Origin of the sequence: Methylobacterium phyllostachyos, assembly GCF_900103445.1 — a bacterium.
In the GTDB taxonomy this organism is placed as follows: Bacteria; Pseudomonadota; Alphaproteobacteria; order Rhizobiales; family Beijerinckiaceae; genus Methylobacterium; species Methylobacterium phyllostachyos.
Genome location: NZ_FNHS01000003.1, coordinates 23,014 through 47,513, shown reverse-complemented (window position 1 = coordinate 47,513; position 24,500 = coordinate 23,014). Strand labels below are relative to the sequence as shown.

Here is a 24,500-nt window from a genome sequence, read left to right as displayed (position 1 = left end):
CTGGCGATCATATTCCCGAATTCGCTTATCGGGGATGCCGGCGCATGCGTCAGTTGGATCTGTTCAGGGACTGGCGGCCGCCGCCCGCGCCCCTGCCGGCGCCGCCCCGGACTGTCCGCCGGGACGAGGCCGAGCGGGCGATGGACGTGGCGCTCCACGTCTCCCCTGACCCCAGGAAGGTCTACCAAATCGCCGTCTCCCACGGCTTCGAGGCGGCGGCCGGGCGCTGGTACTGGCTTGCCCGCGGGACCGTCGGTCGCCTCATCTCGCAGGGCCGCGCCCTGGAGGTCGGAGCCCGGTCCGCCAAGGCGCGCCGCCCCCTCGACGACGCCCAGGAACGGGCCGTCGTGGCGGCCGCGCTGGAGCTCGGCGGCGTCGCCTACGCGGCTCAGGCCTGCGGCGTCTCGGAGAGCATCGTCAGGACGATCCTCCGCGAGCGCGGCGTCGACTACCCCCGCGCCTCCGGCCGCCGCCAGGACGCCGCGGCCGCCCGGGTCCGCGTCGCCGAGTACATGGCAAGGAGGGCTGCCTGATGGAGCTCACAGCAGACGACGTCCGCGCCCGCCTGTCGGCCGCCGTCCGGGAGCTCGGCTCCCAGCGCGCCCTCGCCCGGCGGGCGGGCGTGTCGGAGCCGTACTTGTGCGACGTGCTCCACGGCCGCCGGAGCGCCGGTGACCGCCTCCTCGCGGCCATCGACCTGATCCGCGTCGAGCGATTCGTCAGCATCCGCGGGGGGCTGTGATGGCCCGCGAGGCGAACGTCGACCTCGACGTCTACCAGGACCCGGACCCCGTCGTGGTCCACCGCATCATCGCCCAGTACGGCGCCGAGGCGGCGGCCGAGCGGTGGCACTGGATGTCCACCCGGCGGCTCGCGTCCATCGCCGCCCGTGGCCGGGCCCGGGATGGCGCCCTCGCCCGCCTGCGCCGGACCAGCGCCTACGAGCCGCTCACCGTCGCCGTCGCCATCGAGACGGCGTTCGCGCTGGGCTCCGGGACGGCCGGCGAGCGTGCCGCCGGCATGCACAAGGGCAACCTCCTCAACTACCTCGCCCAGCGCGGCCTCGATAACCCGGCCATCACCCCGGAGGAGCGGGGCCGGGTCTCCCGGGACGGGGCCCGCGCCCTCCGGGGCGACGTCGAGGCCGCCGCCCGCGTCGAGGCCCGGCACGCCTACGAGCGCGCCGTCGCTGGTGTCCTCCGCGTCGCCATCCCCATGATCGACCCGCAGCCCCGCGTCGGGCGCTACCGCCTGCCGGAGCCGTCGCCCGAGCTCGCGGCCGCCCTTGCCGGGCACGACCCGGTCGCGGTCGCCACGGTGTTCCCGGGGCTGGTCCTGCCGGCCGCGCCGTCGCCGGCGGACGCCGAATGGGAGGCGGCCGCCCCTCCCGCCGTCGCCACACCCGTCACCCCCGCCAGCAAGGAGCCCACCATGCCGTTCGCCTCCAAGGTCCCGTCCGACGACGTCATCCGCGCCCACCACGCCGAGACCCCGCGTGCCCTCGCCCTCGCCAAGCGGTGGGGCGTCACCGACGTGACCGTCTACAAGCACCTCGCCCGCCTCGGGCTCACCAACCGCCGGGCCAAGGGGGAGCCGCTGGCGCTCCCGGCCCCGACGCCGGCGGCCGCCCCGGAGCACGAGCCCTCGAACGTCGTCCCGTTCGAGGCGCCGCATGCGGAGCCAGCCCCGGCCCGGGCCGCGCTCCAGTGGGACCTCGCGTTCCCGAGCCGCCTCGGCCTGGAGGACCTGGTGCTCGCGGTCGCCCTGGCGCAGCGCACCGGGCTCGTGGCGGATGATGCGGTCAGGTTCGTCCGGGCTGACGCGGCCGCCGCGAGGCCTGCGTGACCGAGGCCGAGGTCCACGTCCGCGCCGCCCGGCTCGCGGACGCCCTCCTGGACACCGACCCGGCGGCGATCCGAGCCGCCCTCGCGGGCATCACACCCCTTCAGGCCAACCGCGTCGTCAGGGCGGCCGCCGCCCTGAACGGCGGGCGCCTTCGAATCGGATGAGGAGGACCCCATGGCTCGGTACAACCGCCACGCCCGTCATGACTACGGCTACCTCCGCGACGTGACGCCGTCGCGTGCCTTCGAGGAGGCCTACTCCACCTTGCCGTACGGCAACCGGCGCGCTTGGCCCCTCTCGGTCAACCGGCTCCTCATCGACGCCTTCGCCGGGCGGGAGACCCTCAGCCGGGCCGACGCCGTCGACGCGATCATGGCCGCATCCGTTACCGTGACCGGCAAGGTGTCGGAGGAGTTCCGGTCGAGCCGCGCCGGCAACGCCCTCGGCTGGGGCGTGAAGCTGGGGTTCCTCCACGTGGACGTGGTCGACGGCCAGCGCGTCTGGACGATGCCCGACCGCGAGGAGTGGTTCGAGCTCGACGCCAAGGGCAAGGCGCGCCAGATCCGCGGGCTCACGGACGCCCAGCAGGCGGACATCAACCGGAAGGCCGCCGCGCAGGAGAAGGCGCGGCTCACCCTCCAGGCCAAGGAGGCGGAGCGCGTCGGCCCCCTGGTCGAGGCGGCCCTTCACAGCCTCCTCAGGCACGATCCCGGCTACGTCATCCCTGCCGGCAGGCCTCATGGCCCTTACCCGGAATACGACCTCGCGCTCTACCTGCCGACGGTCACCGCCCCGGTCCCGCTCGTGGAGGTCCTGCCCATCGTCGCGGAAGCACACCGCGACATGGAGGTGAGGCGCCAGCGGACGTGGCTTCGAGCCGTCGAGGAGCGAGCCCACCTCGCGAAGCGCCGGGCGGAGATCGCGGCCATCGACGCGATGCATGCCGCCCGGGCGGCTGAGCAGGCCGTGGACGACGCCGCCCTGGAGGATCTGTGAGCGCCGCCCCCGCCGCATATGCGGACGACTGGACCGGCGCCGCCCTCGCGACGCGCCGGCTTCCGAACCCCGTCCTCGCCGTCGAGGTGTCCCCCGCCGCCGACGCCCTCGCCGTCCGGCTTCGCGACGGGACGACGTGCGTCCTGCGTGCGCCCGACATCGGGCCCCTGGCGCCGGGCGGCGACGCCCGGGACGCTATCCGACAGGCCGTCGTTCGGGCGTGCCAGCAACACCAGAGGACCGCAGCGTGACGCAGGACCGTCCCCCCGCCGGGCTCGCCGGCACCGTCGATCACGTCGACGCCGGCGACGGCTGGCTCGTTGTCCGCCTCATGACCCGCCAGGCCCTCGTCCGCGAGGGCGAGCACATGCAGCACTGCCTCCGCCACGGGAGCTACTCCCACCTCGCCGGCGAGGAGGAGATGACCGGCGACGCGATCTGGTCCTTGCGGGATCCGCGCGGCATGTCCCGGGCGACGCTCGATGTCCGGTCCCGCAACGTCGTCATGGCCAAGGGCAAGGGCAACAGCGACGTCGGCGCGAAGGCCGCCCGGCGGCTCAAGGCGCTCGTCGCCGCGTTCCGCGCGGCCGGCGCCGACCTGGACTTCGCCGGCGAGACGGGCCTGATCGTCGCGCCGAACGGGTACGTTTGCCGGGAGGAGCATGCGCCGCCCGAGGTTATCGAGGCCGTGCGGGCCAAGCACAGGGCGGCCGTGGAGGCGCGGCGCGAGCGTCCGCTCTTCTTCCAGAACGGCCGCCCACTGACCCTCACCGAGGGCGACGAGGACACGTGGGCGTCCAGCGTCACTTTCTTCCAGGGCAGGCACGGCGTGGTGGTAAGGCCGCGCCTCAGGCCGCTGCCTTCCGAGAACGTCCCTGTCCACTCCCAGGCCGTGTTCGAGCGGACCGCGCACATGGCGGATCCCATCCTCCAGATCGAGCAGGAACGCACCGACATCTCGGACGTCATCAACGTCACCCTGCGGAGCGGGGCACAGTTCCACCTGAGGGGCGCCGAGGTCATGCGGGGCGTCCGCCCGGGTGAGGATCCGCAGGCCTACCTCGACATCGCCATCGTGGCCGAGGCCCTGCGCCGCCAGCCGCAGCCGCTCCGGACCATCACCGTCTCGGGCATCCGGGCCGGTGAGATCTATTACCTGGAGACCCATCCCGTCACCGACGTCACGGTCTCGGTCGACGGAGCGGACCTGCGCGCCGGCGACGACTATCACCTCGGCCGCGCGGGCTTGCTCCAGTTCATGCGCGACGTCCCCGGGGAGGCGACGGTGACCTTCCGCGAGGACAGGTCAGTCCGTGTGGAGCGGATGACCTTCGGGTTGGACACCATGGTCATCCGTCAGGACGAGAACCCCCACCGGTCAATCCTGCCACCCGTCTACGACCCGATCCTGACCGTCCCGGAGTGGTGTGAGCGCGAGCTCCTCATCCCGTCCCCCAGGTATCGGTTAGTCCAGAGCCTGTCAGGCCGGCCGGTGGTGCTCAGGGGCGGGCCGCTAGGCTGAGCCCACTGCGGGGGAACTCGATTAACGATCGCGGCGGATACCGATTGCTCACGACCAAAGGTTGGCTGATTCTCCCTTCGATGACCGCGACTTACACGATGATCGTCTCCCTGGACTTGTCTGAGGGCCTCGCCGACCTGGCGGAGCTCGCGGGCGAGGACGCCCCCCTCGACCTGGAGACCGCCCGCTGGGCGCCCGAGATCCAGGGCCCGGCCGGGCTGCCGGCGTACAGCGTCGCCGACCTGCGCGGCGCCATCCGTCGGGGCGAGCTTCCGGTGAACCGTCGCGGTCGTCTCATCGAAGTGTCGCGGCGTCAGCTGCGCGCGTGGAGGGACGGATGGCAGTCAGGAAGCGGAAGGGCCCCCGCAAGCTTGGGGTCGGCAGGAGAGGCGAGCCGTACCTGTGGTACCGGCCCGGCCGCGTCGGGAGCGACGGCATCGAGCGCGGCGGCGTCTGGATCGTCATGCACGCCGGTCGGCAAGTCCTTAGCACTGACTGCGGCCTTGGCGAGGGCCCGGAACGCGACGCGCTCAAGCGCCTAGCGGACTACAAGGACAGCCTCGCCATCGCGGCTGTCGACGCCGCCCCGCAGGCCAAGGGCCGCCCGGCCCACGAGGTGACGCTGGCCGAGGTCCTCAGCCGGTACCTGGAGGCCAAGCGGGGCATCGCCGATCCGAAGACAGGCGAGTTCAGGGGCGGTGTCGCCCGCCACCACGAGCTCGCCCAGCGCGTCGTCGCCCTCCTCGAATGGTGGGGCGAGCGGACCCTGGCGGACGTCGACACCGTCTCTTGCGCCGCCTACGTCGCGAGCCGCGTCGGGACGCCGTGGAAGACGCACGCGAGGCTCGGGACCGGCCGCGACGGCAAGCCCGCCCGGACCGGCTACAGCAAGCCAACCCGGGAGCGCGTGGTCACCGCCGGCGGCGCCCGCCGGGAGCTTGAGGATCTCCGGGCGGCGGTCAACGTCGCCATCGCCGACAACCTGACCCGCGACGCGGTCCGCGTGACCCTCCCCCCCAAGGGCCAGGAGCGCGACCGGTGGCTCACCCGCAACGAGGCGGCCCGCCTCCTCCTGCGCGCCTGGCGGAAGCGCGAGGTCCAGACGATCCGGTCCGGCCCCCGGAAGGGCGAGACCTACGTCATGCCCCGGCGGCCGGCGCGTCACCTGGCGAGGTTCATCTTGGTGGCGTTGCGGACCGGCACCCGGTCGGGCCCGGTGTGCGGCGCCTCGTTCGTGCGCGAGATCGGCAAGCCGTGGATGGAGCTCAAGACGGAGACGTCGACGGAGGAGCGCGTCGAGACCCGGACCATCGACGGCGAGACGTTCGAGCGCAGGGTGCAGGTCCCCGTCATCAAGCGCGTGGCGATCTTCCACCGCAAGGCGCTCGGGACGAAGGAGGCCGAGAACAAGAAGGCGCCGACCGTGCGCATGCCCGACAGCCTCGTCGCCCATCTGTGGCGCTGGCACCACGTCCTCGGGCACCGGCACGTCGTGGAGTTCGAGGGCCGGCCGGTGGGCAGCACGAAGAAGAGCTTCGCCAACCTCGTCCACGAGGAGGGCCTCGGGGACGACGTCGTGCGGCACTCGCTCCGGCATACCGCGGTCACGTGGGGCATGCAGGCCGGCGTCGATATCTGGGAGCTCGCCGGCTACGTCGGCATGACCGTGGAGATGATCGAGCGACGGTACGGACACCACAGCCAGGCACACATGGAGGGCGCGCGGGCGGCGCTGGGCGGTCGCGGCGGGAAGCGGAAGGCGGCCTAGGCCGCGACCAAAGAACCGGTCCGATCTTTGGTCGAACCTTTGGTCGGGATTTGCTCTCTGAGCCGGGAAGACCGGTTTCCCTAAGGAAACAGTGGTCGGAGTGGCAGGATTTGAACCTGCGACCCCCACGTCCCGAACGTGGTGCGCTACCAGACTGCGCTACACTCCGAAGGCCGGTCCGCATCGCTGTCGGTGCCGGCGAGCGGGCTTATAGCTGTGCCTTCGCCGCGCCGCAAGCGTGGTCTTGCGGGTTCAGCCGAGATGATCGGGCCAATCTGTCGGCAGCGTATGGTGCCGGAGCGTAACCCCGGTCGCCGGCACGGCCACGGTGGCGGCATAATCCGCCCCGGCCTCTATCGTGGCGAGCGTCCAGGCCTCCCCGCCCCGCAGCATGCGCGGCGGCGCCGGAGGCACCGTCACGCTGAACCGGTCGAGCGGGAGGGACAGACCCGCGCCGAGCGCCTTCACCACAGCCTCCTTCCGAGTCCAGAGGTCGAAGAACGCCGACGCGCGAGCCTCCAGCGGTAGGTCCGCGAGCGCCGCGGTTTCGTCCCCCGCGAAATGCCCATGCGCGATCCGCAGGGCGTCGGGGATCGGCCGCAGGGCCTCGATATCGACGCCGATAGAAGGGGCTTCGGCCAGCCCGATGAGGGCGCGGGCTCCGGAATGCGAGAGGTTGAACGCGATCGCGCCCTCGCCGGGATCGGCGAGCCGAGGCTTGCCGAACGCATCGGCCGTGATGCGGATGGATGAGGGCCTACAGGCGAGCGCCCCGGACAGGACGAGCCGGAGTGCCGCGTGGCTCATGATGAAGCGCGCGCGATCCACGGGGCGCAGGAACCTCTCGGCGCGTTCGCGCTCCGACGCGTCGAGAACGTGCGCGCAGCGCTCGATCTGAACAGGCGGCAGGGCGAGATCGACGAGCCAGATGTCCGCCGCGCTCATGCGATCCCTCGCAGTCTCTTCGAGTTAGGCCTAGAGTTGTAGGCTGGCATGGGCACGGCACGAAGCGGATGAGGGCGACATGAGAATCCTCGCGCCCTTGCTCGGGGCGGGCAAGGGCCGATGCTCCTGAGCGGCCCCACGCTGGCGCCCGCGGTGATCGCCCCACGAACGCCGCCGAGCCTCGCCGGCCGTCGCACCCGCTATCTCGTCTTCTGCGCCACCTATTTCTACCAGGGTCTAATCGCCGGCTTCTCGCTGACCGCCTTGGCCAACCATCTCACGGCTCGGGGTGTCTCGGCCGCGGAAATCGGCTTCCATTTCGCCCTCGCCGGTCTGCCCTGGACCCTGCAGCCGATCCTATGGGGGCCGGTGGTCGACCGGGCCGGCGACTTTCGGATGGGCCGACGTCGGTACTTCGCGGTTGCGGCGCTGCTCGGCTGTCACGTCACGCTGGCGCTGCTGTTGTGGGGATCAGAGGATCGGCTCGGCTGGCTCGGGCTGATCTTCCTGGTGCACAGCCTGTGCGCGGCGCTCCTCGATACCGCCTGCGACCGGATGATCATGGACCACGTTCCGGAGACCGAACTCGGCCGGATCAGCGGTTGCACGCGGGCGGGCTTCGTCACTGGGAGCAGCCTCAGCGCAGCCGTCTTCGCGTGGATGCTGACGGCATACGGGTTGGCCGTGAGTGCCCGCTGGCTCCTCGCCGCTGCCGTCCTGGCGAGCCTGCCGATCCTGCTGGTCCGCGAGGCACCCGGAGACGCGCTCGCGACCCTGACCCGGCGCGGGCCGGTGCCGCGCCGCTTGCCGTTCCGCCGATTCCTGCGCCGTCTCCTGATCGGCCTGAAGCGGCCGCGGGCCCTGTGGCTGCTGGCCCTGTGCTTCGGCCTCGACGGCGCCCTCGGTCTGTTCGAATTGCCCTTCTCGGTGGACCTGCTTCAGCGCCAGGCCTGGGATCCAGCCGCCCTGTCTCGCCTGCAAGCCGGGCTGGCGCTCGCGAGCGGCACCGCGGGAGCACTGGTGGTCGGCTTCTGGTCCGACAGGGTGGGCCCGATCCGGCCGCTGCGGGCTCTCCTGCTCGCCAGCGCCGCCACCTTCCTGTCGGCCGGCGCCCTGATCGCCGTAGGGCTTGTCGGGCCCGCCGGGCCGGTGATCCTGGCGCTGACCAACATGTTGCCAGGCCTGCTGATCGTGGCGCTCATGCCGGCGCTGCTGCAGGCGAGCCGCGGACGCGCGGGCGCGGCGACGCAATTCGAGGTCTACATGGCGGCGATGAACCTCGGCTCCGTCGCCGGCACCGCCTTGGCCGGGTGGCTCGCACCGGTTCTGCCGCTGGCGATGGTCGCGGTGTTTGTCGCGGCGGTCTTTCTGGGCGCGCTCCGGATCGCCGGCCGCGGCAATCTGCTCGCCGCCCGAGCATGAGGGAAAGCGGGGACGTCGCGCGCGCGCGACTCCCGGCCGGCCGGCGATGCGCTAGAACCCCGCCATGGCCGCTGCGAAAACCGACACGCCCGATCTCGACCTGACTGCCGAGGAGGCACGCGCCGAATATGCGCGCCTCTCGGCGGCGATCCTGGAAGCCGACAGGCTCTATCATCAGGAGGACGCGCCGGAGATTTCCGATGCGGAATACGATCGCCTGCGCCGACGCCTGGAGGCGCTGGAGAGCCGCTTCCCCGATCTCGCCGGTACAGGCGCCGCCAGCACCTCGGTCGGAGCCAAGCCCTCGGAAAAATTCGCCAAGGTGCGGCACGCCGTGCCGATGCTGTCGCTCGGCAACGCCTTCGACGATGCCGAGGTGGCCGAGTTCGTGGCCCGGGTGCGCCGCTTCCTGGGCTGGCCGGAGGACGCGCCGCTCGCCTTCACGGCCGAGCCGAAGATCGACGGCCTGTCGCTGTCGCTACGCTACACGAACGGCCGGCTCGACACCGCCGCGACCCGCGGCGACGGCGAGGTGGGCGAGAACGTCACCGCCAATGCCCAGACGGTCGGAGACATACCGGCGGTGCTCGAAGGTACCGGCTGGCCGGAGATCTGCGAGGTGCGCGGCGAAGTCTACCTCTCCCACGCCGATTTTGCCGCCATCAACGCGCGTCAGGAGGCGGCCGGCAAACCGCTCTTCGCCAATCCCCGCAACGCCGCGGCGGGCAGTCTGCGCCAGCTCGATCCCGCGATAACGGCGTCCCGGCCGCTCAAGTTCTTCGCCTATGCCTGGGGCGAACTCTCAAACCCAATCGCCGAGACACAGACCGGGGCCCTACAGCGCTTCGCGGACTGGGGCCTGCCCGTGAACCCGCTGACCCAGACCTTCACCGATCTCGACGCGATGCTCGCGCATTACCGGCGGATCGAGGCCGACAGGGCCGGGCTCGGCTACGACATCGACGGCGTGGTCTACAAGGTCGACGACCTCGCGCTCCAGAAGCGGCTCGGGTTCGTCTCGCGTTCGCCCCGCTGGGCGCTCGCCCACAAATTCGCCGCCCAGGAGGCGACGACGATCGTGGAGGACATCGTCATCAATGTCGGCCGCACCGGCTCTCTGAACCCCCTGGCGAAGCTGCGGCCGGTGACGGTCGGCGGCGTCGTCGTTTCCAACGCGACCCTGCACAACGAGGGCTACGTGAAGGGCGTCGGCGCTGACGGCGAGCCGATCCGCGACGGCCGCGACATCCGCGTGGGCGACACGGTGACGGTGGTCCGGGCCGGCGACGTCATCCCGAAGGTCATGGATGTCGATCTCACCAAGCGCCCGGCGGAATCGAAGCCCTTCGCCTTTCCGGACACCTGCCCGGCCTGCGGAAGCCGCGCCGTACGGGCGATCAACGCCCGCACCGGCCGCGCCGACGCGGTGCGCCGCTGCACCGGCGGCCTGATCTGTCCGGCGCAGGGGGTCGAACGGCTGAAGCATTTCGTCTCGCGCAACGGCTTCGACATCGAGGGCTTCGGCGAAACCTATATCGAGGTCCTGTTCGAGGCCGGGTTGGTGCGCCAGCCGGCCGACCTGTTCCGGCTCGACTTCGACACGCTGAAGGCCGCCATCGTGGCCCGGCGCGAGGCGCTCTCGGCCGAGCGGCGAGCGGAATCCGGGGCGGCCGAGCCGCCCAAGAAGGCGACCAAGAAGAAGGGCGAGGAAGACGATAAGGCGATCAAGAACCTGCTCGCCGGCGTCGAGGCGCGCCGCCGCATACCGATGAATCGTCTGCTCTTTGCCCTCGGTATCCCGCAGATCGGCGAATCGACCGCCAAGGCTTTGGCCAAGCGTTTTCCGGACATGCCGTCGCTGATCGCGGCGATCCGCGAGGCCGCCGCGGCGCAGCCCGGTCCCGACTGGGTCGAGCTGACAGCCGTCCCACGGGTCGGAGGCACGACTCGCGACCGGCTGCTCGACCTTGGCTTCCCGGAGGACGAGGCGAGCCCCGGCACTGAGCGGGCGCGCTTGAGCGCGGTCCAGCGCGCCAACCTCCTGGCCCATTACGGCGACGCCGACGCGGTCCGCGCCGCGATCGCCCGGGCCGCACTACAATGCCCTGGGGATGCCTACCGGTTCTTCGCCGATGACGGCGAGATCGGGCCGGTGGCGACCGACGCGCTGATTCTGTTCTTCGCCGAGCCGCACAACGCGGAGGCCGTCGCGGCCCTGCTCGACGAGATCGACGTCGAACCGATGGAGCAGGCGGCTTCGGCCGCGGCCTTCGCGGGCAAGACCGTGGTGTTCACCGGCACCCTGGAGAAGATGACCCGTAACGAGGCCAAGGCGGTGGCCGAGCGTTTAGGTGCGAAGGTGTCAGGCTCCGTTTCGGCCAAGACCGACCTTGTCGTGGCCGGCCCGGGAGCAGGCTCCAAGCTGAAGGACGCCCAGAAGCACGGCGTCCGGGTCGTTTCGGAAGACGACTGGCTCGCGATGGTCGCGCAGACTTGAAGCCGGAGTCCGGGCAGCCTAAACCAGCGGGAGAACACCCCGCGAACGCGCGCCCGGTATGGTCGATCCCCGATGACGGTCCTGGCCCTCGACTTCGAGACGGCCAATGAGCGGCGTGACAGCGCCTGCGCGGTTGGGCTCGCCTGGATCGCGGATGGCCGGGTCGTGCGCCGGGAAAGCCACCTGATCCGCCCGCCCGAGATGCGGTTCGCGCCGGGCAACATCCGGGTCCACGGTATCCTTCCGGCGAACGTCGCGGACGCGCCCGACTTCGCCACCGCGATGGCGCCCTATCTGGGCGATCTCAGCCGTGGGCTCATCCTGGCCCATAACGCCAGCTTCGATATCGGCGTCCTGCGCGCCGGACTCGCGCGGGCCGGTCTGCCGGTGCCGGACCTCGCCTATCTGTGCACGGTGCAGGTCGCGCGGCGGGTGTTCCCGGCGCCGGAGGGCTGTGGGCTGGGGAAGGTGGCTCGGCGCCTCGGGATCCGTTTCGAGCACCACGATGCCGGCGAGGATGCCTATGCCTGCGCGGAGATCGCGCTGGCGGCGATGCGCGAGCGGGACGCTGCGGACGTGCACGCTCTGGCCGCCGCGCTGGGTCTGCCGATCACGCGGGCGGCCGGCGGCCCGCCCCGTCGGGCGCTGGGGGCGATCAGCGGGCGCGCGATGGCGGCGTTTCCGGCCGAACCCGCCGCCCTGCGCTTCACCATGCTGGGATCAACCGGCAACCGCTACACCGTGGCGCTCGAGGAACGGCCAGGGGGCCCACAATTGCGGTGTACTTGCACGGCCGGCCGCTACGGCGTGCGCTGCCGCCACGTGAAGGCTCTCGAGGTCGGCGATATCACTCACCTGATATCGGACAACGCCTCCGATGTCGTGCTCCTCGCCCGTATGCTCGGCGCGAAAATGCGGGTCGCCGGCGCGGCCTGATCCCGCTCAGGCCGCGATGAGGCAGGTCCGGAAAGCCGCCACCGTGCGTTCGACATCCCCGGCCGTGATGTGCCGGTGTGTCACCAGCCGGAGCCGCCTTTCGCCGAGCGGGCGCGTACGGATGCCGAGCGCCTCGAGATCGCCCACCCAGCGCTCGCTGTCGCGTCGGGTTCGCGCAAGATCGACCTGCACGATGTTGGTCTGGGGGACATTTGCCGAGAGGGTGGGCCGCAGGGCGTTCAGCCCGTCGCTGAGTTGCCGGGCCCGGTCATGATCCTCGGCGAGCCGTGCGCCCATGGTGGTGATCGCTTCAAGGCCCGCCGCCGCCACCACGCCGACCTGACGCTGGGTGCCGCCGATCATCTTCCTCAGCCGCCGTGCCGTCGCGATCACCGGCCCGCTGCCGGCCAGCACCGCGCCAACGGGCGCACTCAAACCCTTCGACAGGCAGAGCGACACCGTATCGACATGCCGGGTGAGATCAGCCGGCTCGACGCCGAGATGCGTGGCGGCGTTGAACAGGCGGGCGCCGTCGAGATGGACAGGGATGCCGTGCGCACGGGCGAGATCCGCCACCGCCGCCATGTGGGCCAACGGGGGAACGGTGCCGCCCGCGGCGTTATGGGATGTCTCGAGCGCGATCATGGCGGTCCGGAGCGGGCTCGCGGCCGGGCGTAGCGCATCCCCCAACCGTTCGAGGTCCATGGCGCCGTCTGCGCCGGGTATGCCGAGCAGGAACGCCCCCGTCAGGGTAGCGGCACCGCGCTCGGTGTTGATCATGTGGGCCTGCGTTTCGAGCAGGACCTGCTCGCTACGCTGGACCTGCGCGAGGATCGCCAGGAGGTTGCCCATCGTGCAGCTCGGCACGAACAGGCCGGCCGCCTTGCCGAGCATTGCAGCCGCCGTCTCCTCCAGCGCCCGTGCGGTCGGGTCGGCGTCGAGCCCGTCGTCGCCGAGGGGCGCAACCCGCATCCGGGCGTACATCGCCTCGGTCGGTCGGGTCACCGTGTCGCTGCGCAGGTCAACCACGGTGGGGGCTTCGGCGACAACAGCCATATCGCTCTGCATCTCGAATGCACCGGCCGCCCTAGCGGTAGGCCGCCTCATCACCGGAATCGGTCGGGTTGGCCAAGGCACGCTTGAGCACGTCGCTCATCGGCAATTCGAGATTGATGCCTCTTGGCGGGATCGGCTGCTCGAAGTAGCGGCTGTAGAGGCGCGCCACGGTGCCGTCCTGGATCAGCTCGATCACGGCCTTGTCGACGGCCGCCTTGAAGGCCGGATCGTCCTTCGGCTCCAGAATTCCGTAAGGCGCGAATTCGAGGCCCTTGGTGCCGATCTTGTAATCGCCCGGCTGCTTCGCGCCCGCCACCGTTGCGTGCGCAAGGGCATCGTCGTTGATCGTCCCCGCGGCGCGGCCGGTCTCCAACAGCAGGAAGACCTCAGCGGTGTCCTTGGCGGGCATCACTTGGATATTGAGCTTGTCGCGGACGTTGATCCGCGTCGCGACGCGCTGGGTCTCGCCGCCCGCCTGAGCCGAGATGGCCTTGCCGCGAAACGAGGCGATGTCGTTCACGTCGACCGGCGAGTCCTTCTTGGCCGTCAGCACAACCTGCGCCACGAAGGTGGTCGGCGCGAACGCGATCAGCTTGTGCCGCTCCGGCAGATTGCTGGCGGTGCCGCATTCGAGATCAATGGTGCCGTTGTTGATCAGGGGGATTCGCGTGGCCGACATGACCGGTACCCGGCGGATGTCGAGCTTGGGCAGGCCGAGCGCGGTCTTGAGCTTTTCGGCCGCGTGCTCGCATATCTCAAGCGAATAGCCGACCGGCTTGGCATTCTGGTCGAGGAAGCCGAAGGGCGGTGACGCGTCCGGGAAGCCGAGGCTGATCTGGCCCGTCGCGCGGATCTTGTCGAGGCGCCCCTCTGCGGCCGACGGTGCGGCGAGCCCGACCCAGCACGACGCGGCCACGATGAGCGAAAGCATCCTCGACACGATCCGAACCCCCCGGTTATGCCAAACTCTGCATCCCAAGCTTTGCCGGCTGATCCTAGGAGCGGCCGCGCACCGGCGTCCAATGCCGATTGATGGCCCGAGCATACGGATCTGATATGGCCCAACGGCGGATGACCTTCCGGCACATCGAGGCCTTCCGGGCTGTGGTGGCCACAGGCTCCATGACCGAGGCGAGCCGGCAGCTCCACACCTCGCAGCCGCAGGTGAGCCGCCTGATCGCGCAGCTGGAGGCGATCACGGGTCTACCCCTGTTCGACCGCAGCGGCAGCCGGGTCGTGCCCTCCCTGGACGGCACGCGCTTTCACGCCGAGGTGGAGCGGGCCTTCATGGGAATCACCAGCCTGGAGGCGGCGGCTGCGCGGATCCGGGCCTTCGGCGCCGAGCGCCTGCGGGTGGCCGCCATGCCACGGCTGGCCGGGAGCCTGCTGGCACGGGCGGTTGTGCGCTTCCGCGCCGCGCATCCGGACGTGATCGTGGCGATCCATTCCGGTGACGACGAGACCGTGAACCATTGGATCGCGACCGGATCCTGCGATGCCGCACTCACGATGCTGTACGGCGACCTGCCCAAAGCGAGGCTCGATCATGTCGAGACACGGGCTTGCGTGGCGGTGCTTCCGCAGGATCATCCGCTGTCGGCGCGTGCAGCGCTCGGCCCGGAGGATTTGCGCGATGTGCCCTTCGTCGCGGCCTCGCTCGGCAGTGCCCTGCGCGATCGGACCGAGGCCGTCTTCGAGACGGCGGGCGTTACGCTCAGCATCACCGCCGAAGCCGGTCTTGGCGCCTCGATCTGCACCCTCGTCTCGGCCGGGCTCGGGGTCAGCATCATGAACCCGCTGGCCGCCTACGAAGAGGCAAAGGTCTCACCAATCGCGATCCGGCCCTTCGCCCCTGCCCTGCCGGTGCATTTCGCCCTGCTGTTCCCACCCGATCACGCGCGGGGACGCCTCATGCGGGCCTTCGGCGCCTGCGCCCGGGCGGTCCTGCTGGAGGAACTCGCCGACCTGCCGGACGCCGCGATCGGGCGCCCGGCCGGCTGAACTCAGGCGGCGCGCTTCTGGGCCTCTCCGTAGAAGGTGCCGCCTCGCTCAGCCATAACGGCGAGGATGTCGGGCAGGTGGAACCGCGGGCCGTGCTTGGCTTCCAGCTTTCGGGCCAGATCGACGAAGGCTGCCGCGCCCATGAAGTCGATATAGGACAACGCCCCCCCGGTGAACGGCGCGAAGCCGAAGCCGAGGATCGAGCCCACATCCGCCTCGCGGGGATCCGTCACCACGCCCTCGCCCACCGTGCGGGCGGCCTCCAGCGCCTGCACGACCAGGAGCCGCTGCTTCAGCTCGTTGAAATCGACGGATTCTGGGTCCTGGCGGTTAGGCTGGAGATCCTTCAGGCCGGGCCAGAGGCGCTTCGGGGCGCCCTCGGGGTAATCGTAAAACCCCTTGCGATTCTTCCGGCCGAGGCGGCCCTGCTTCTCCACCAGCTCGGACAGGATCGCCTTCTGGGCTGGATCGACGGCCCCCGCCCCGACCTGCGCCTCGGTGGCCTTGGCGATCTTCAGCACGAGATCGAGGGCGACCTCGTCGTTGAGCGAGAGCGGCCCGACCGGCATGCCGGCCTGACGGCCGGCGCTCTCGATCATGGCGGGCGGTACGCCCTCGGCCAGCATCTTGTGGCCTTCGAGGATGTAGGCGCCGACGCAGCGGTTGGCGAAGAAGCCGCGGGCGTCGTTGACGACGATCGGGGTCTTCTTGATCAGTCGCACGTAGTCGAGGGCCGTGGCGAGCGCCGCGTCGCCGGTGGCTTCGCCCTTGATGATCTCGACCAGCATCATCTTCTCGACCGGCGAGAAGAAGTGGATGCCGACGAACTGATCGGGCCGCTGCGAACTCATGGCGAGCCCGGTGATCGGCAGCGTCGAGGTGTTGGAGGCGAAGATCGCGTCCGGGCGGATCACCGCCTCGACCTTCCGGATCACCTCGGCCTTCACCTTCGGATCCTCGAACACCGCCTCGATCACGAGGTCGCACCCGGCCAGCGCGGCGTAGTCGTCTGTCGCCTGGATACGACCGAGCAGGGCGTCCCGGTCCGCGGTCTTGGCGCGGCCCTTGTTGATCTGGCCGGTGATCAGCGTGTGGGCGTAGGCCTTGCCCTTCTCGGCGGCCTCCACCGACTGATCGACCAGCACCACCTCGATACCGGCCTGGGCCGTCACATAGGCCACGCCGGCGCCCATGAAGCCCGCGCCGATCACGCCGACCTTCAGCAGATTCGTGGCCGGCACATCCTTCGGCCGGCGCGCGCCCTTGTTCAGCTCGCCCATGGAGATGAACAGCGTGCGAATCATCGCCGCCGCTTCCTTGCTGCGCAGGATATGCGCGAAGTACCGGCTCTCCACCCGCAGGGCGAGATCCATCGGCAGCTGCAGGCCCTCGTACACGGAGGCCAGGATCGCCTTGGCGGCGGGGTAGTTGTCGTGCGTCTCGCGCCGGTAGATCGCGTTGGCCGGCGGCCAGATCATCATGCCGGCGGGCGAGTAGACCTTGCCGGAAGGGGCCTTGAATTTCGGCACGTCCCAGGGCGCCACCGCCGAGCCGCCCTCGCGGATCCAGGCCTTGGCGCGTTCGACGATCTCGGCCTGCGGTGCCACCGCGTGGATCAGGCCCATGCCCTTCGCCATCGGCGCGCGGATCTGCTCGCCCTTGAACAGCATCTGGAGGGCGTCGCCGGTCTGCATCAGCCGGGCGACGCGCTGCGTGCCGCCGCCGCCCGGGAACAGGCCGACCTTGATCTCCGGCAGGCCGACTCGGGTCTTCGCGTCGTCGGAGGCAACCCGGTGGTGGCACGACAGGGCCAGCTCGAAGGCGCCGCCGAGGCACAGGCCCTGGATCGCCGCCGCGAAGGGCTTGCCGCAGGTCTCCAGCCGCCGGAACAGCAGCGACAGGCGCCGGGACGCCTCGAAGAAGTAGCGCATGGCCGCCTCCTCGCCCTGCTCGGCCTTGAGCGTCTCGTAGGCGCTGCGATGGCCCTGTAGCATGGTGAGGTCGGCGCCGGCGGAGAAATTGTCCTTGCCGGTGGCGATAACGCAGCCCTTGATGGCGGCATCGGAGGCGACCTGCTCGATGATCTGCTCGAGCTGGTCCATCACGGCTTCGGTGATGACGTTCATCGACCGGCCGGGCATGTCCCAGGTCGCCAGGGCGATGCCGTCGGCATCGGTCTCGAACCGGAAATCGGTCAGCGTCATGGTGCCGTCCTCCCAGGAAAGCGTCGGAAAGATACCAAAGCGGTCACGTTAAGGTTGTGTAGAGCGCAGTCAGGCACATACGGCGAGTCGGGGGGCACCGACGGACGCCGATCATGACGAAGGAAACCGGGTGCCGCGCCTGCCGCGCGGGTTCCGCCCTCGACTTCGATTTCTCGATGGCGTTCCAGCCCATCGTGGACGTCGGCACGGGGTCGATCTGGGCCTACGAGGCCCTGGTGCGCGGCCCCAACGGGGAGCCGGCTCCGACGATCCTCAGCCGGGTGACGGACGAGAACCGCTACCAGTTCGATCAAGCCGCCCGCGTTCGGGCGATCGAGCTCGCCGGCCGGCTCTTCCCGCGGGACAGCGACACGCGGCTCTCGATCAACTTCATGCCGAACGCCGTCTACGAGCCGGTCGCCTGCATCCGCGCCTCCCTGGAGGCGGCGCGACGCGTCGACTTCGCCCACCAGCGCCTGATGTTCGAGTTCACCGAGCAGGAGCGCTTCCGCGACATCGCGCATGTCCAGCGCATCGTCACCGCCTATCGCAAACAGGGCTTCCTGACCGCCCTCGACGATTTCGGCGCTGGCTTCGCCGGCCTGAGCCTGCTGGCGAATTTCCGCCCCGACCTGATCAAGGTCGACATGGATCTGCTGCGTGGCCTCGACACAGACGCCGGACGCCATGCCATCGTGTCGGGGGTCGTCGCGATCGCCCGGGCGCTCGGCGTGACGGTTCTGGCCGAGGGGATCGAGACCGCGGCGGAACGCGAGGCCCTGCGCGCCCTCGGGATCGACCTGATGCAGGGCTATCATTTCGCCAAGCCGATGCTGGAGGCGCTGCCCCCAGTCGCCGGCTTCGCGCCGAAGGAAGCCGCGCGCGCGGCCTGAGGCCAGCCGGGAGCGCGCGGCAACCATCGCTTATTTCGCCGGAACGGGCGCCGCGGCGGGCGGCATCGGCGCCGTGCCGGGCTTCGGCGTATTGTCGGTCGCCGAGGCCACCGCCAGCATGTTGAGCAGCTTGGTGACCGAGTTCTGTGAGATCGCCGTAACCGAGGAGTTCGGATCGGCGTTCATCGTCTGGAACTTGAGGTAGGTCGGATCGGAATAGATCTCGTCGAGATGCTTCAGCTCCGCGAGGCTGAACTTCTCGGCGTATTCCTTCGACAGTCCCTCGACCATGATCTTGCGCTGCTTCTCGAACTCGTCGGTGAGTTCCTTGCGCACGGCCTCGGCGCGGGCCTCCGGCATAGGCGCGACGGTCTTCTCCAGCGCGACGTTGAAACCGGTCTGCAGATTCTTGATGAGGGTCTTGTTCACGAGGGTCGTGGCCGTGGCGACGCGGTCCGCCGCCTCGTCGGCGTGGGCGGCGAGCGGCAGGCTCAGGGTGACGCCGAGGCACAGCGTCGCGATCAGGCGGTTCAAGGGCTTGTCTCCCGTAGATTTTCTCGGCTGGCCCAGGTTCGGGCCAGTCGTCGCCCGCGCCTCTAGCAGCGTTCCCGGACTTTTGGGAGCGGCGGCACAACGTTCCGGGGCCGCACCCTGGATCAAACCCGCTCGATGATCGTCGCCGTCCCCATGCCGGCGCCGATGCACAGCGTGATCAGCGCCCGCTCCTTGCCGGTCCGCTCCAGCTCGTCCAGCGCCGTGCCGAGGATCATCGCGCCCGTCGCACCGAGGGGGTGGCCGAGCGCGATGGCGCCGCCGTTCACGTTGACGACGTCGGGGTCGAGGTCGAAGGCTTGGCAGAAGCGCAGGACCACCGCCGCGAAGGCCTCGTTCACCTCGAACAGGTCGATGTCCGACAGGCTCATCCCGGACTTGGCCAGGACCTTCCGGGTGACGTCCACCGGGCCGGTGAGCATCAGCGCCGGGTCAGAGCCGATATTGGCAAACGCCCGGATGCGCGCGCGCGGGCGCAGGCCCGCAGCCTCGCCGGCTGCCTTCGAGCCGACCAGCACGGCGGCCGCGCCGTCCACGATGCCCGAGGAATTGCCGGCGTGATGGACGTGGTCCACCGCCTCGACATCGGGATGCGCATCGGTGGCCACGGCGTCGAAACCGCCCATCTGGCCCATCTGCACGAAGGAGGCCTTCAGCGCGGCGAGCGACTGCATGTCGGTGCCGGGACGCATGTGCTCATCGCGGTCGAGCAGGGTGATACCGTTCACGTCGCGCACCGGAACCACGGAGCCGTTGAACCTGCCCTCGCCCCAGGACTTCGCCGACCGCTCCTGCGAGCGGACCGCGTAGGCGTCGCACTCCGCCCGGGTGAAGCCGTACTTGGTGGCGATCAGGTCGGCCGAGACGCCCTGCGGCATGAAGTAGGATTTGATCGCGATTGCGGGATCCACCGGCCAGGCGCCCCCCGACGCGCCGATGCCGATGCGGCTCATCGATTCGACGCCGCCGCCGACCGCCATCTCGTGCTGCCCGCTCATCACCTGCGCGGCCGCGAAGTTCACCGCATCGAGGCCGGAGGCGCAGAACCGGTTGATCTGCACACCGGGCACGTGGGCGCCGTAATCCGCCACCAGGGCCGCCGCCCGGGCGATGTCGCCACCCGCCTCGCCGACCGGGTCGACGCAGCCCAGAATCACGTCGTCAACGAGGCCGGTGTCGAGCCCGGTGCGATCCTTGAGGGCGCGGAGCGCCGTCTCGGCGAGGCGCAGGGCCGTGACCTCGTGCAGGGAGCCATCCGCCTTGCCGCGCCCGCGGGGCGTGCGCACGTGGTCGTAGATGAAGGCGTCCGTCATCAGCACTCCCCGGGGTGTCCGTCCTCGCCTCGCGGCGACGCGGCCTTACAGGGCCGTCTCGGTTCGCGCCAGTCTGCCACGGCGCGCGCGCCCTCGACCAGCCCCAACTGCATGGTGCCGGCGGAGGACGCGTGACAGGGCGGAGAATTTGGCGGCGATCGTCCCGAAGGCATCGCCGATCCCCGGCCAGTTAAAGTCCGGCCGGGACTTGTGGGTCGGTTAGTCCTGCAGCATCCGCTTCAGCAACTCGACTTCATCGCCGAGCACCGAATCTTCGCCGATCTGCTTCTCGATCTTGCGGACCGCGTGCAGCACCGTCGTATGGTCGCGCCCGCCGAAGCGCCGGCCGATCTCGGGCAGCGAGCGTAGCGTCAGTACCTTCGAGAGGTACATGGCGATCTGGCGCGGCTTGACCACGGCGGCGGTGCGGCGCTCCGACAGGATGTCCGACCGCGAGACGTTGTAGCGCGAGGCTACCAGCTTCTGGATGTCCTCGATCTTGATGCGCTTCGGCTCGCGATTCTTCACGAGGTCGCGGATCGCGGCCTCCGCCGTCTCCATCGTCACCGCGGTGCCGGTGAGCGTGGCGTGCGCCAGCAGGCGGTTCACGGCGCCTTCCAGGTCGCGGCCGTTGGCGGTGATCGCCCGGGCTACGTAGGACGCCACCTGCGGCGAGACATCGAAGCCCGGGTGCGAGGCCCGCACGGCGGCGAGCCGCGCCGACAGGATCGAGACCCGCAGGGCCTCGTCGAGGGAGGTGATCTCGACCACGAGGCCGCCGCCGAGGCGCGAGCGGACCCGCTCGTCCAGCGCCTCCAGCTCGGTCGGCGGCCGGTCGGAGGCGACTACAACCTGCCGGCCGGCATCGATCAGGGCGTTGATCGTGTGGCCGAACTCGGCCTGGATCGACTTGCCCTGGATGAACTGCACATCGTCAAGGATGAGCAGGTCGATCCCGCGCAGGCGTTCCTTGTAGGCCAGGGCGGACTGCGTCTTCAGGGCGTTGACGAAGCCGTACATGAACCGGTCAGCCGTCAGGTAGATCACCCGGCGCCCCGCCTCTCGGGCGGCGTGGCCGATCCCGTGGAGCAGGTGCGTCTTGCCGAGGCCGACGCCAGCATGGAGGTAGAGCGGGTTGTAGAGCGCCCCCTCCCCCTGGTGGGCGGCCACCCGCTCGGCGGCGGCGTGCGCCAGGGCGTTGGAGCGACCGATCACGAAGCTCGCGAAGGTCAGCCGTGCATCAAGCGGCGTGCCGCTCAGATCGCCCCCGGCTTCCGTGGCCGGGCGGAGCTCCGGCGCAACCGCGGCCACGGGAACCGGGGTACCGGCCGCGTGCAGACGGGCGAGCGGACCGCTGGCGGGGCCGGCCTTCGGTGCGCCCGTCGCGACCGTGCGGACCGGGGCGCCGGAGCCGCGCACGCCGACCTCGATGCGCGCGATCTCCTCGACTTCTGCCTTGAAGGTGCCGAGCACGCGGTCGAGATAGTGTGACTCGATCCAGCTCTTGAGGAAGCGGGTCGGCACCGTAAGGCGGGCCGTACCGCCCGAGACCGCCTCCAGTTCGAGGCGGGCGAACCAGCTCGCGAAGACATCCTCGCCCAGCTCGGCGCGCAGACGGCGCTTCACGCGGGCCCAGGCGGATCCGTAATCCATGGTGCCGCCGCCGTTGCGGCTGCCCTCGTCGTCGCTCGCCACCGTTCCGTCGACACGCATCATTGGCTCTCCCGACGCTGCCCCGGAATCCCGCAGGCCGCGCCTACGCACGATTTACGCCCTCAGAGTCCCGCGCGGACGGGCGGGACCGAGTTCCTCGAACAGAGTCAAGCCCTTCACGAGGAACTTTTGCTGATTGGAAGAGCCTATCAACAATTACCTACGGTTCCTTTAACAGTGGGACTTGTGGGGATGGCGTAGACTCCCCTCCGAAAGTCTTCCGGCCGGCGCCAAGCGGTCCCGCTAGAGTCTTGGCGAATCAGAACGATTCGCCAGAAACCCGGACGTGCCGCGTTTTGCTTGATCGGTGTCAGGTTTTGTTAAGCTACACGGCGCGCCGAGACTCTGCAATGTCGCCGATTCTTGAACAGGGTTAATGGTTCCCGACCTTTCAGCTCCAGCTTCGATCGGCGGGCCGCGATGCAGGCAAGGAACCGGGCAACAAAAAAGCCCGGCTCATGGAGCCGGGCTTCAAACCGTCTGAAAGAGGCGGTGGTTTAGGCGGCGAGCGCCTTCACCCGAGCGGCCAGCCGCGAGACCTTCCGCGAGGCATTGTTCTTATGAACGATGCCGTGCTGGGCGGCACGCATCATCTCGGGCTCGGCGGCGCGGAGCGCGGCGAGCGCGTCCTGCTGGTTGCCGGTGGCGATGGCCTCCTCGACCTTGCGGACGAAGGTGCGCATGCGCGAGCGGCGCGAGCGGTTGATCGCCGTGCGCTTGGCGATCTTGCGGGTCATCTTCTTGGCCGAAGCGGTGTTGGCCATGGAATCCTCGTTCTCTTCGTCGGGCGATGCCGACGGGCCGGCTGGGCCGGAGATCGGTCGTCGCGTCAGGTTGTCTGGCGATGGCCGAGACGCAGCGCGCGCGAAAACGCGGCCCCTCGGCGAAGCGGTCTCTATAGTGAGGGGTGCGCGCTGCGTCAACGCGGAACAAACCGCACGCACCCGGGCGAGCCACATGTCTTAGATCTTGACATTTTTCCTATGTTCTTGTTTTGTTCCAGACGGGTCGCATTAGGGCGGAACGGCGGGGCGACGATGCGTGACGAGTCTCAAGCGCACGGCGAGGCGATCGTGCTGCGCAACGTTCTTGCCGGCCTCTCCCTGGAGACCAAGCTGATCCGCCTGCAGCGGCAACTCCAAGCCAAAGGTTGGGAGACGCAGCCGCGCGCTCCAGCAGGACAGCCAAACGGCGGCGAGTGGGTGCAGGGACCGAGCAGCGGCCAATGGACCTCGCTTCAAGGAGATCGGCCCGAGGGGGCGTTGTCTCAGGATCCGCCCCCTCTCACGGAGAGCACCACGCTGGAGGATGGGACGCACGTCCTGTCGATCCGAATACACGCCGGGCGAAAGCCGTTCGACGAACAGCACACGGTTATCGCCCCGGACGGCGAAAGCCGGATCTTCGAGACATCCGGCGCGACGCAGACGATTCGGGATGGTCAGACCGGTGATGTGCTCTCGCGCAGTACTTTCACTGCAACTGACCTCGTCTCGGAACCGCTCGTACAGCCGGCCTTTCTGCCGGCTGTCCCGCTGGCAATCGAAGGTGCGCTCGCCGCTGTTGAAGCGGTGCGGACCCTTGAACTCGCCCTGTCACTCTTGGCGGTCCTGTCGGCTCAGGACGATGGCTTTGGAACGGTTTTAGGCCTGACCGCACACGAATTCGATCCCGGCACAGCTACCCAACCGGCTCTAACGCCCTGGGTTGGAAAGCTTAATTAGCAGGCTCTCGACGGCGCATGCCCGCGCAATGGAGAAATCTTAGCCATTGTCAATGATGTTACCAAGTCAGTCCGCGCGTCAGGGAATTTTCGAGACGCGAAGGATTTTGGCAACAAAGTACATATTGAGGTCGCGAGACGGGTAAACTCCCAGGAAGATCCCGACTTTAAGGCAGAAATCCTGCTCGATCCAAGAGGAGGAACGCCAAACCCCTACAAGCCAGGCAATGTCCGACTTGATCTTTTGGAAAATGTGAAGGCGACACAGACTGTCTGCGTCTATGATCATAAGACTGGGAATGAAGGGATCTCAATGGCGCGGGCAGCACAACTCGCTGCAGCCACCATCAGGAATTATCCTTACCTTCGGCGAATCATCATCATTCAGGTACGACCGCAGACATGAGCTCGGCTCCCCAGATCAAGAGGCTGGCCAAACCTCTGCTCCAACGACACAACAACCTCATCATGGCCACCGGCAATATAATAGTCTATCTTCCGGTCACTCACTGGAGTCGTTATATCCGTATTCACAATAGACCAAAAAGGGGGTATTTTACAGTCGATTGGTGGATAGATACTCGGTTCGAGCCGGGACACTATGCGTTTATCAGTCGGAGTGGAGCGTATTCGCTAATAGGCCGATCACTGCAATACAAGCCCAAGGGGCAAACCGGGCTGTTCGAATGAGATGATCCCACCATGCCGGGCGACTTTATCGATCAAGTCGAAGCCAGAATCCTGCCGGTATTCTCCTCTCTCGATACATTGGAGAAGACGATCGCCCACCTTCGTTCACATCAGCACAATTCCTTTGCCCAGTATCCGCCTTGGAAGGCGCTGATGCATGTCGCGCTTGGCGAAATTCCGGCCGCACAAGCCCAGTGGCAATCTGTGATGCACAAGTATGTACCGCGCACGACCGTTTCAGATGATTCGGACGATTACGTCTACGACCAGTTTTGTCTGTTAACCGAACCGCTGATGGCTGGGGACCGCGCAGCGCTGGCGCGGTTGCTGCACGGCTGGGAGGCCTCGAACATGATCGGCACGAAGCTTGAGCCTTACTGGCGTTCAACGCCATTTCCCTTAGAGCACACTCTTTGAGGCAGAT

General features: G+C 69.0%; 23 protein-coding genes and 1 tRNA gene. 15 read left to right on the top strand and 9 right to left on the bottom strand.

What is annotated here, in order from left to right; all coding sequences use genetic code 11:
* The first annotated feature begins 44 nt into the window (after positions 1 to 44).
* The 8 genes from BLQ49_RS05410 (at position 45) to BLQ49_RS05380 (ending at position 6,131) form a co-directional block, all read left to right on the top strand.
* On the top strand, positions 45 to 533 hold the full coding sequence (locus BLQ49_RS05410) for a hypothetical protein (RefSeq protein WP_091714000.1): 489 nt from the start codon (positions 45 to 47) through the stop codon (positions 531 to 533).
* The gene (locus BLQ49_RS05405) at positions 533 to 742 is read left to right on the top strand and encodes a helix-turn-helix domain-containing protein (protein WP_244507452.1); all 210 of its coding nucleotides are present in this window, start codon (positions 533 to 535) and stop codon (positions 740 to 742) included. Before BLQ49_RS05410 ends, BLQ49_RS05405 begins: the two co-directional genes overlap by 1 nt.
* Entirely contained in the window at positions 742 to 1,845 is a 1,104-nt protein-coding gene (locus tag BLQ49_RS05400; RefSeq protein ID WP_091713997.1) for a hypothetical protein, read from the top strand. The genes BLQ49_RS05405 and BLQ49_RS05400 overlap by 1 nt, the downstream gene beginning before the upstream one ends.
* A complete protein-coding gene (locus BLQ49_RS29525; RefSeq protein ID WP_167627636.1) occupies positions 1,842 to 2,009 on the top strand; it encodes a hypothetical protein in 168 nt (55 codons plus the stop codon). Before BLQ49_RS05400 ends, BLQ49_RS29525 begins: the two co-directional genes overlap by 4 nt.
* A 10-nt stretch (positions 2,010 to 2,019) precedes the next feature.
* Positions 2,020 to 2,841, top strand: coding sequence for a hypothetical protein (locus BLQ49_RS05395; protein ID WP_091713995.1), 822 nt, complete (start codon positions 2,020 to 2,022; stop codon positions 2,839 to 2,841).
* On the top strand, positions 2,838 to 3,092 hold the full coding sequence (locus BLQ49_RS05390) for a hypothetical protein (RefSeq protein WP_091713994.1): 255 nt from the start codon (positions 2,838 to 2,840) through the stop codon (positions 3,090 to 3,092). The genes BLQ49_RS05395 and BLQ49_RS05390 overlap by 4 nt, the downstream gene beginning before the upstream one ends.
* Entirely contained in the window at positions 3,089 to 4,363 is a 1,275-nt protein-coding gene (locus BLQ49_RS05385; protein WP_091713992.1) for a hypothetical protein, read from the top strand. Before BLQ49_RS05390 ends, BLQ49_RS05385 begins: the two co-directional genes overlap by 4 nt.
* A gap of 337 nt (positions 4,364 to 4,700) precedes the next feature.
* Positions 4,701 to 6,131: a site-specific integrase gene (locus tag BLQ49_RS05380; protein ID WP_091713991.1), complete on the top strand. Its 1,431-nt coding sequence runs from the start codon at positions 4,701 to 4,703 to the stop codon at positions 6,129 to 6,131.
* Between the two features lie 92 nt (positions 6,132 to 6,223).
* Here BLQ49_RS05380 and BLQ49_RS05375 read toward each other — a convergent pair.
* Positions 6,224 to 6,300: transfer RNA gene (locus tag BLQ49_RS05375), tRNA-Pro, on the bottom strand.
* An 83-nt stretch (positions 6,301 to 6,383) separates the two neighbouring features.
* A complete protein-coding gene (locus BLQ49_RS05370; protein WP_091713989.1) occupies positions 6,384 to 7,076 on the bottom strand; it encodes a 4'-phosphopantetheinyl transferase family protein in 693 nt (230 codons plus the stop codon).
* A 120-nt stretch (positions 7,077 to 7,196) separates the two neighbouring features.
* Here BLQ49_RS05370 and BLQ49_RS05365 point away from each other — a divergent pair, with 120 nt between their 5' ends.
* From BLQ49_RS05365 to BLQ49_RS05355, 3 genes are all read left to right on the top strand, one after another.
* Complete coding sequence (locus tag BLQ49_RS05365; RefSeq protein ID WP_091713987.1) at positions 7,197 to 8,498, top strand: MFS transporter; 1,302 nt, start codon at positions 7,197 to 7,199, stop codon at positions 8,496 to 8,498.
* A 64-nt stretch (positions 8,499 to 8,562) separates the two neighbouring features.
* A complete protein-coding gene (ligA, locus tag BLQ49_RS05360) occupies positions 8,563 to 10,995 on the top strand; it encodes an NAD-dependent DNA ligase LigA (protein ID WP_091713986.1) in 2,433 nt (810 codons plus the stop codon).
* A gap of 72 nt (positions 10,996 to 11,067) precedes the next feature.
* Positions 11,068 to 11,931: a 3'-5' exonuclease gene (locus tag BLQ49_RS05355; RefSeq protein WP_091713984.1), complete on the top strand. Its 864-nt coding sequence runs from the start codon at positions 11,068 to 11,070 to the stop codon at positions 11,929 to 11,931.
* 6 nt (positions 11,932 to 11,937) lie between these two features.
* On the opposite strand, the gene BLQ49_RS05350 is transcribed toward BLQ49_RS05355, so the two are convergent.
* Together BLQ49_RS05350 and BLQ49_RS05345 are read right to left on the bottom strand one after the other, a co-directional pair.
* Complete coding sequence (locus tag BLQ49_RS05350; RefSeq protein WP_244507451.1) at positions 11,938 to 12,987, bottom strand: threonine aldolase family protein; 1,050 nt, start codon at positions 12,985 to 12,987, stop codon at positions 11,938 to 11,940.
* Between the two features lie 31 nt (positions 12,988 to 13,018).
* Positions 13,019 to 13,918, bottom strand: a complete 900-nt coding sequence (locus BLQ49_RS05345; protein WP_091713981.1) for an amino acid ABC transporter substrate-binding protein — start codon at positions 13,916 to 13,918, stop codon at positions 13,019 to 13,021.
* A gap of 125 nt (positions 13,919 to 14,043) precedes the next feature.
* On the opposite strand from BLQ49_RS05345, the gene BLQ49_RS05340 reads away from it, so the two are divergent.
* Positions 14,044 to 14,988 carry a LysR substrate-binding domain-containing protein gene (locus BLQ49_RS05340; RefSeq protein WP_091713979.1) on the top strand — a complete coding sequence of 315 codons (945 nt, stop codon included), beginning with the start codon at positions 14,044 to 14,046 and terminating at the stop codon, positions 14,986 to 14,988.
* Positions 14,989 to 14,990: 2 nt separating this feature from the next.
* Here BLQ49_RS05340 and BLQ49_RS05335 read toward each other — a convergent pair whose 3' ends face one another.
* Entirely contained in the window at positions 14,991 to 17,192 is a 2,202-nt protein-coding gene (locus BLQ49_RS05335) for a 3-hydroxyacyl-CoA dehydrogenase NAD-binding domain-containing protein (protein WP_091713977.1), read from the bottom strand.
* A 113-nt stretch (positions 17,193 to 17,305) separates the two neighbouring features.
* On the opposite strand from BLQ49_RS05335, the gene BLQ49_RS05330 reads away from it, so the two are divergent.
* Positions 17,306 to 18,085 (top strand): EAL domain-containing protein, encoded by a 780-nt coding sequence (locus tag BLQ49_RS05330; RefSeq protein WP_091713976.1) that lies wholly within the window; start codon positions 17,306 to 17,308, stop codon positions 18,083 to 18,085.
* Between the two features lie 30 nt (positions 18,086 to 18,115).
* On the opposite strand, the gene BLQ49_RS05325 is transcribed toward BLQ49_RS05330, so the two are convergent.
* From BLQ49_RS05325 to rpsT, 4 genes are all read right to left on the bottom strand, one after another.
* Entirely contained in the window at positions 18,116 to 18,619 is a 504-nt protein-coding gene (locus tag BLQ49_RS05325) for a DUF2059 domain-containing protein (protein WP_091713974.1), read from the bottom strand.
* 122 nt (positions 18,620 to 18,741) lie between these two features.
* Positions 18,742 to 19,950 (bottom strand): acetyl-CoA C-acetyltransferase, encoded by a 1,209-nt coding sequence (locus tag BLQ49_RS05320; RefSeq protein ID WP_091714498.1) that lies wholly within the window; start codon positions 19,948 to 19,950, stop codon positions 18,742 to 18,744.
* A gap of 219 nt (positions 19,951 to 20,169) precedes the next feature.
* Complete coding sequence (gene dnaA / locus BLQ49_RS05315) at positions 20,170 to 21,663, bottom strand: chromosomal replication initiator protein DnaA (protein WP_091714496.1); 1,494 nt, start codon at positions 21,661 to 21,663, stop codon at positions 20,170 to 20,172.
* Between the two features lie 497 nt (positions 21,664 to 22,160).
* Positions 22,161 to 22,427 (bottom strand): 30S ribosomal protein S20, encoded by a 267-nt coding sequence (gene rpsT / locus BLQ49_RS05310; protein ID WP_007561677.1) that lies wholly within the window; start codon positions 22,425 to 22,427, stop codon positions 22,161 to 22,163.
* 273 nt (positions 22,428 to 22,700) lie between these two features.
* On the opposite strand from rpsT, the gene BLQ49_RS05305 reads away from it, so the two are divergent.
* Both BLQ49_RS05305 and BLQ49_RS05300 read left to right on the top strand, forming a co-directional pair.
* Positions 22,701 to 23,387: a hypothetical protein gene (locus tag BLQ49_RS05305; protein ID WP_091713973.1), complete on the top strand. Its 687-nt coding sequence runs from the start codon at positions 22,701 to 22,703 to the stop codon at positions 23,385 to 23,387.
* Positions 23,388 to 24,088: 701 nt separating this feature from the next.
* Complete coding sequence (locus BLQ49_RS05300; RefSeq protein ID WP_091713971.1) at positions 24,089 to 24,493, top strand: hypothetical protein; 405 nt, start codon at positions 24,089 to 24,091, stop codon at positions 24,491 to 24,493.
* Positions 24,494 to 24,500 lie beyond the last annotated feature (7 nt).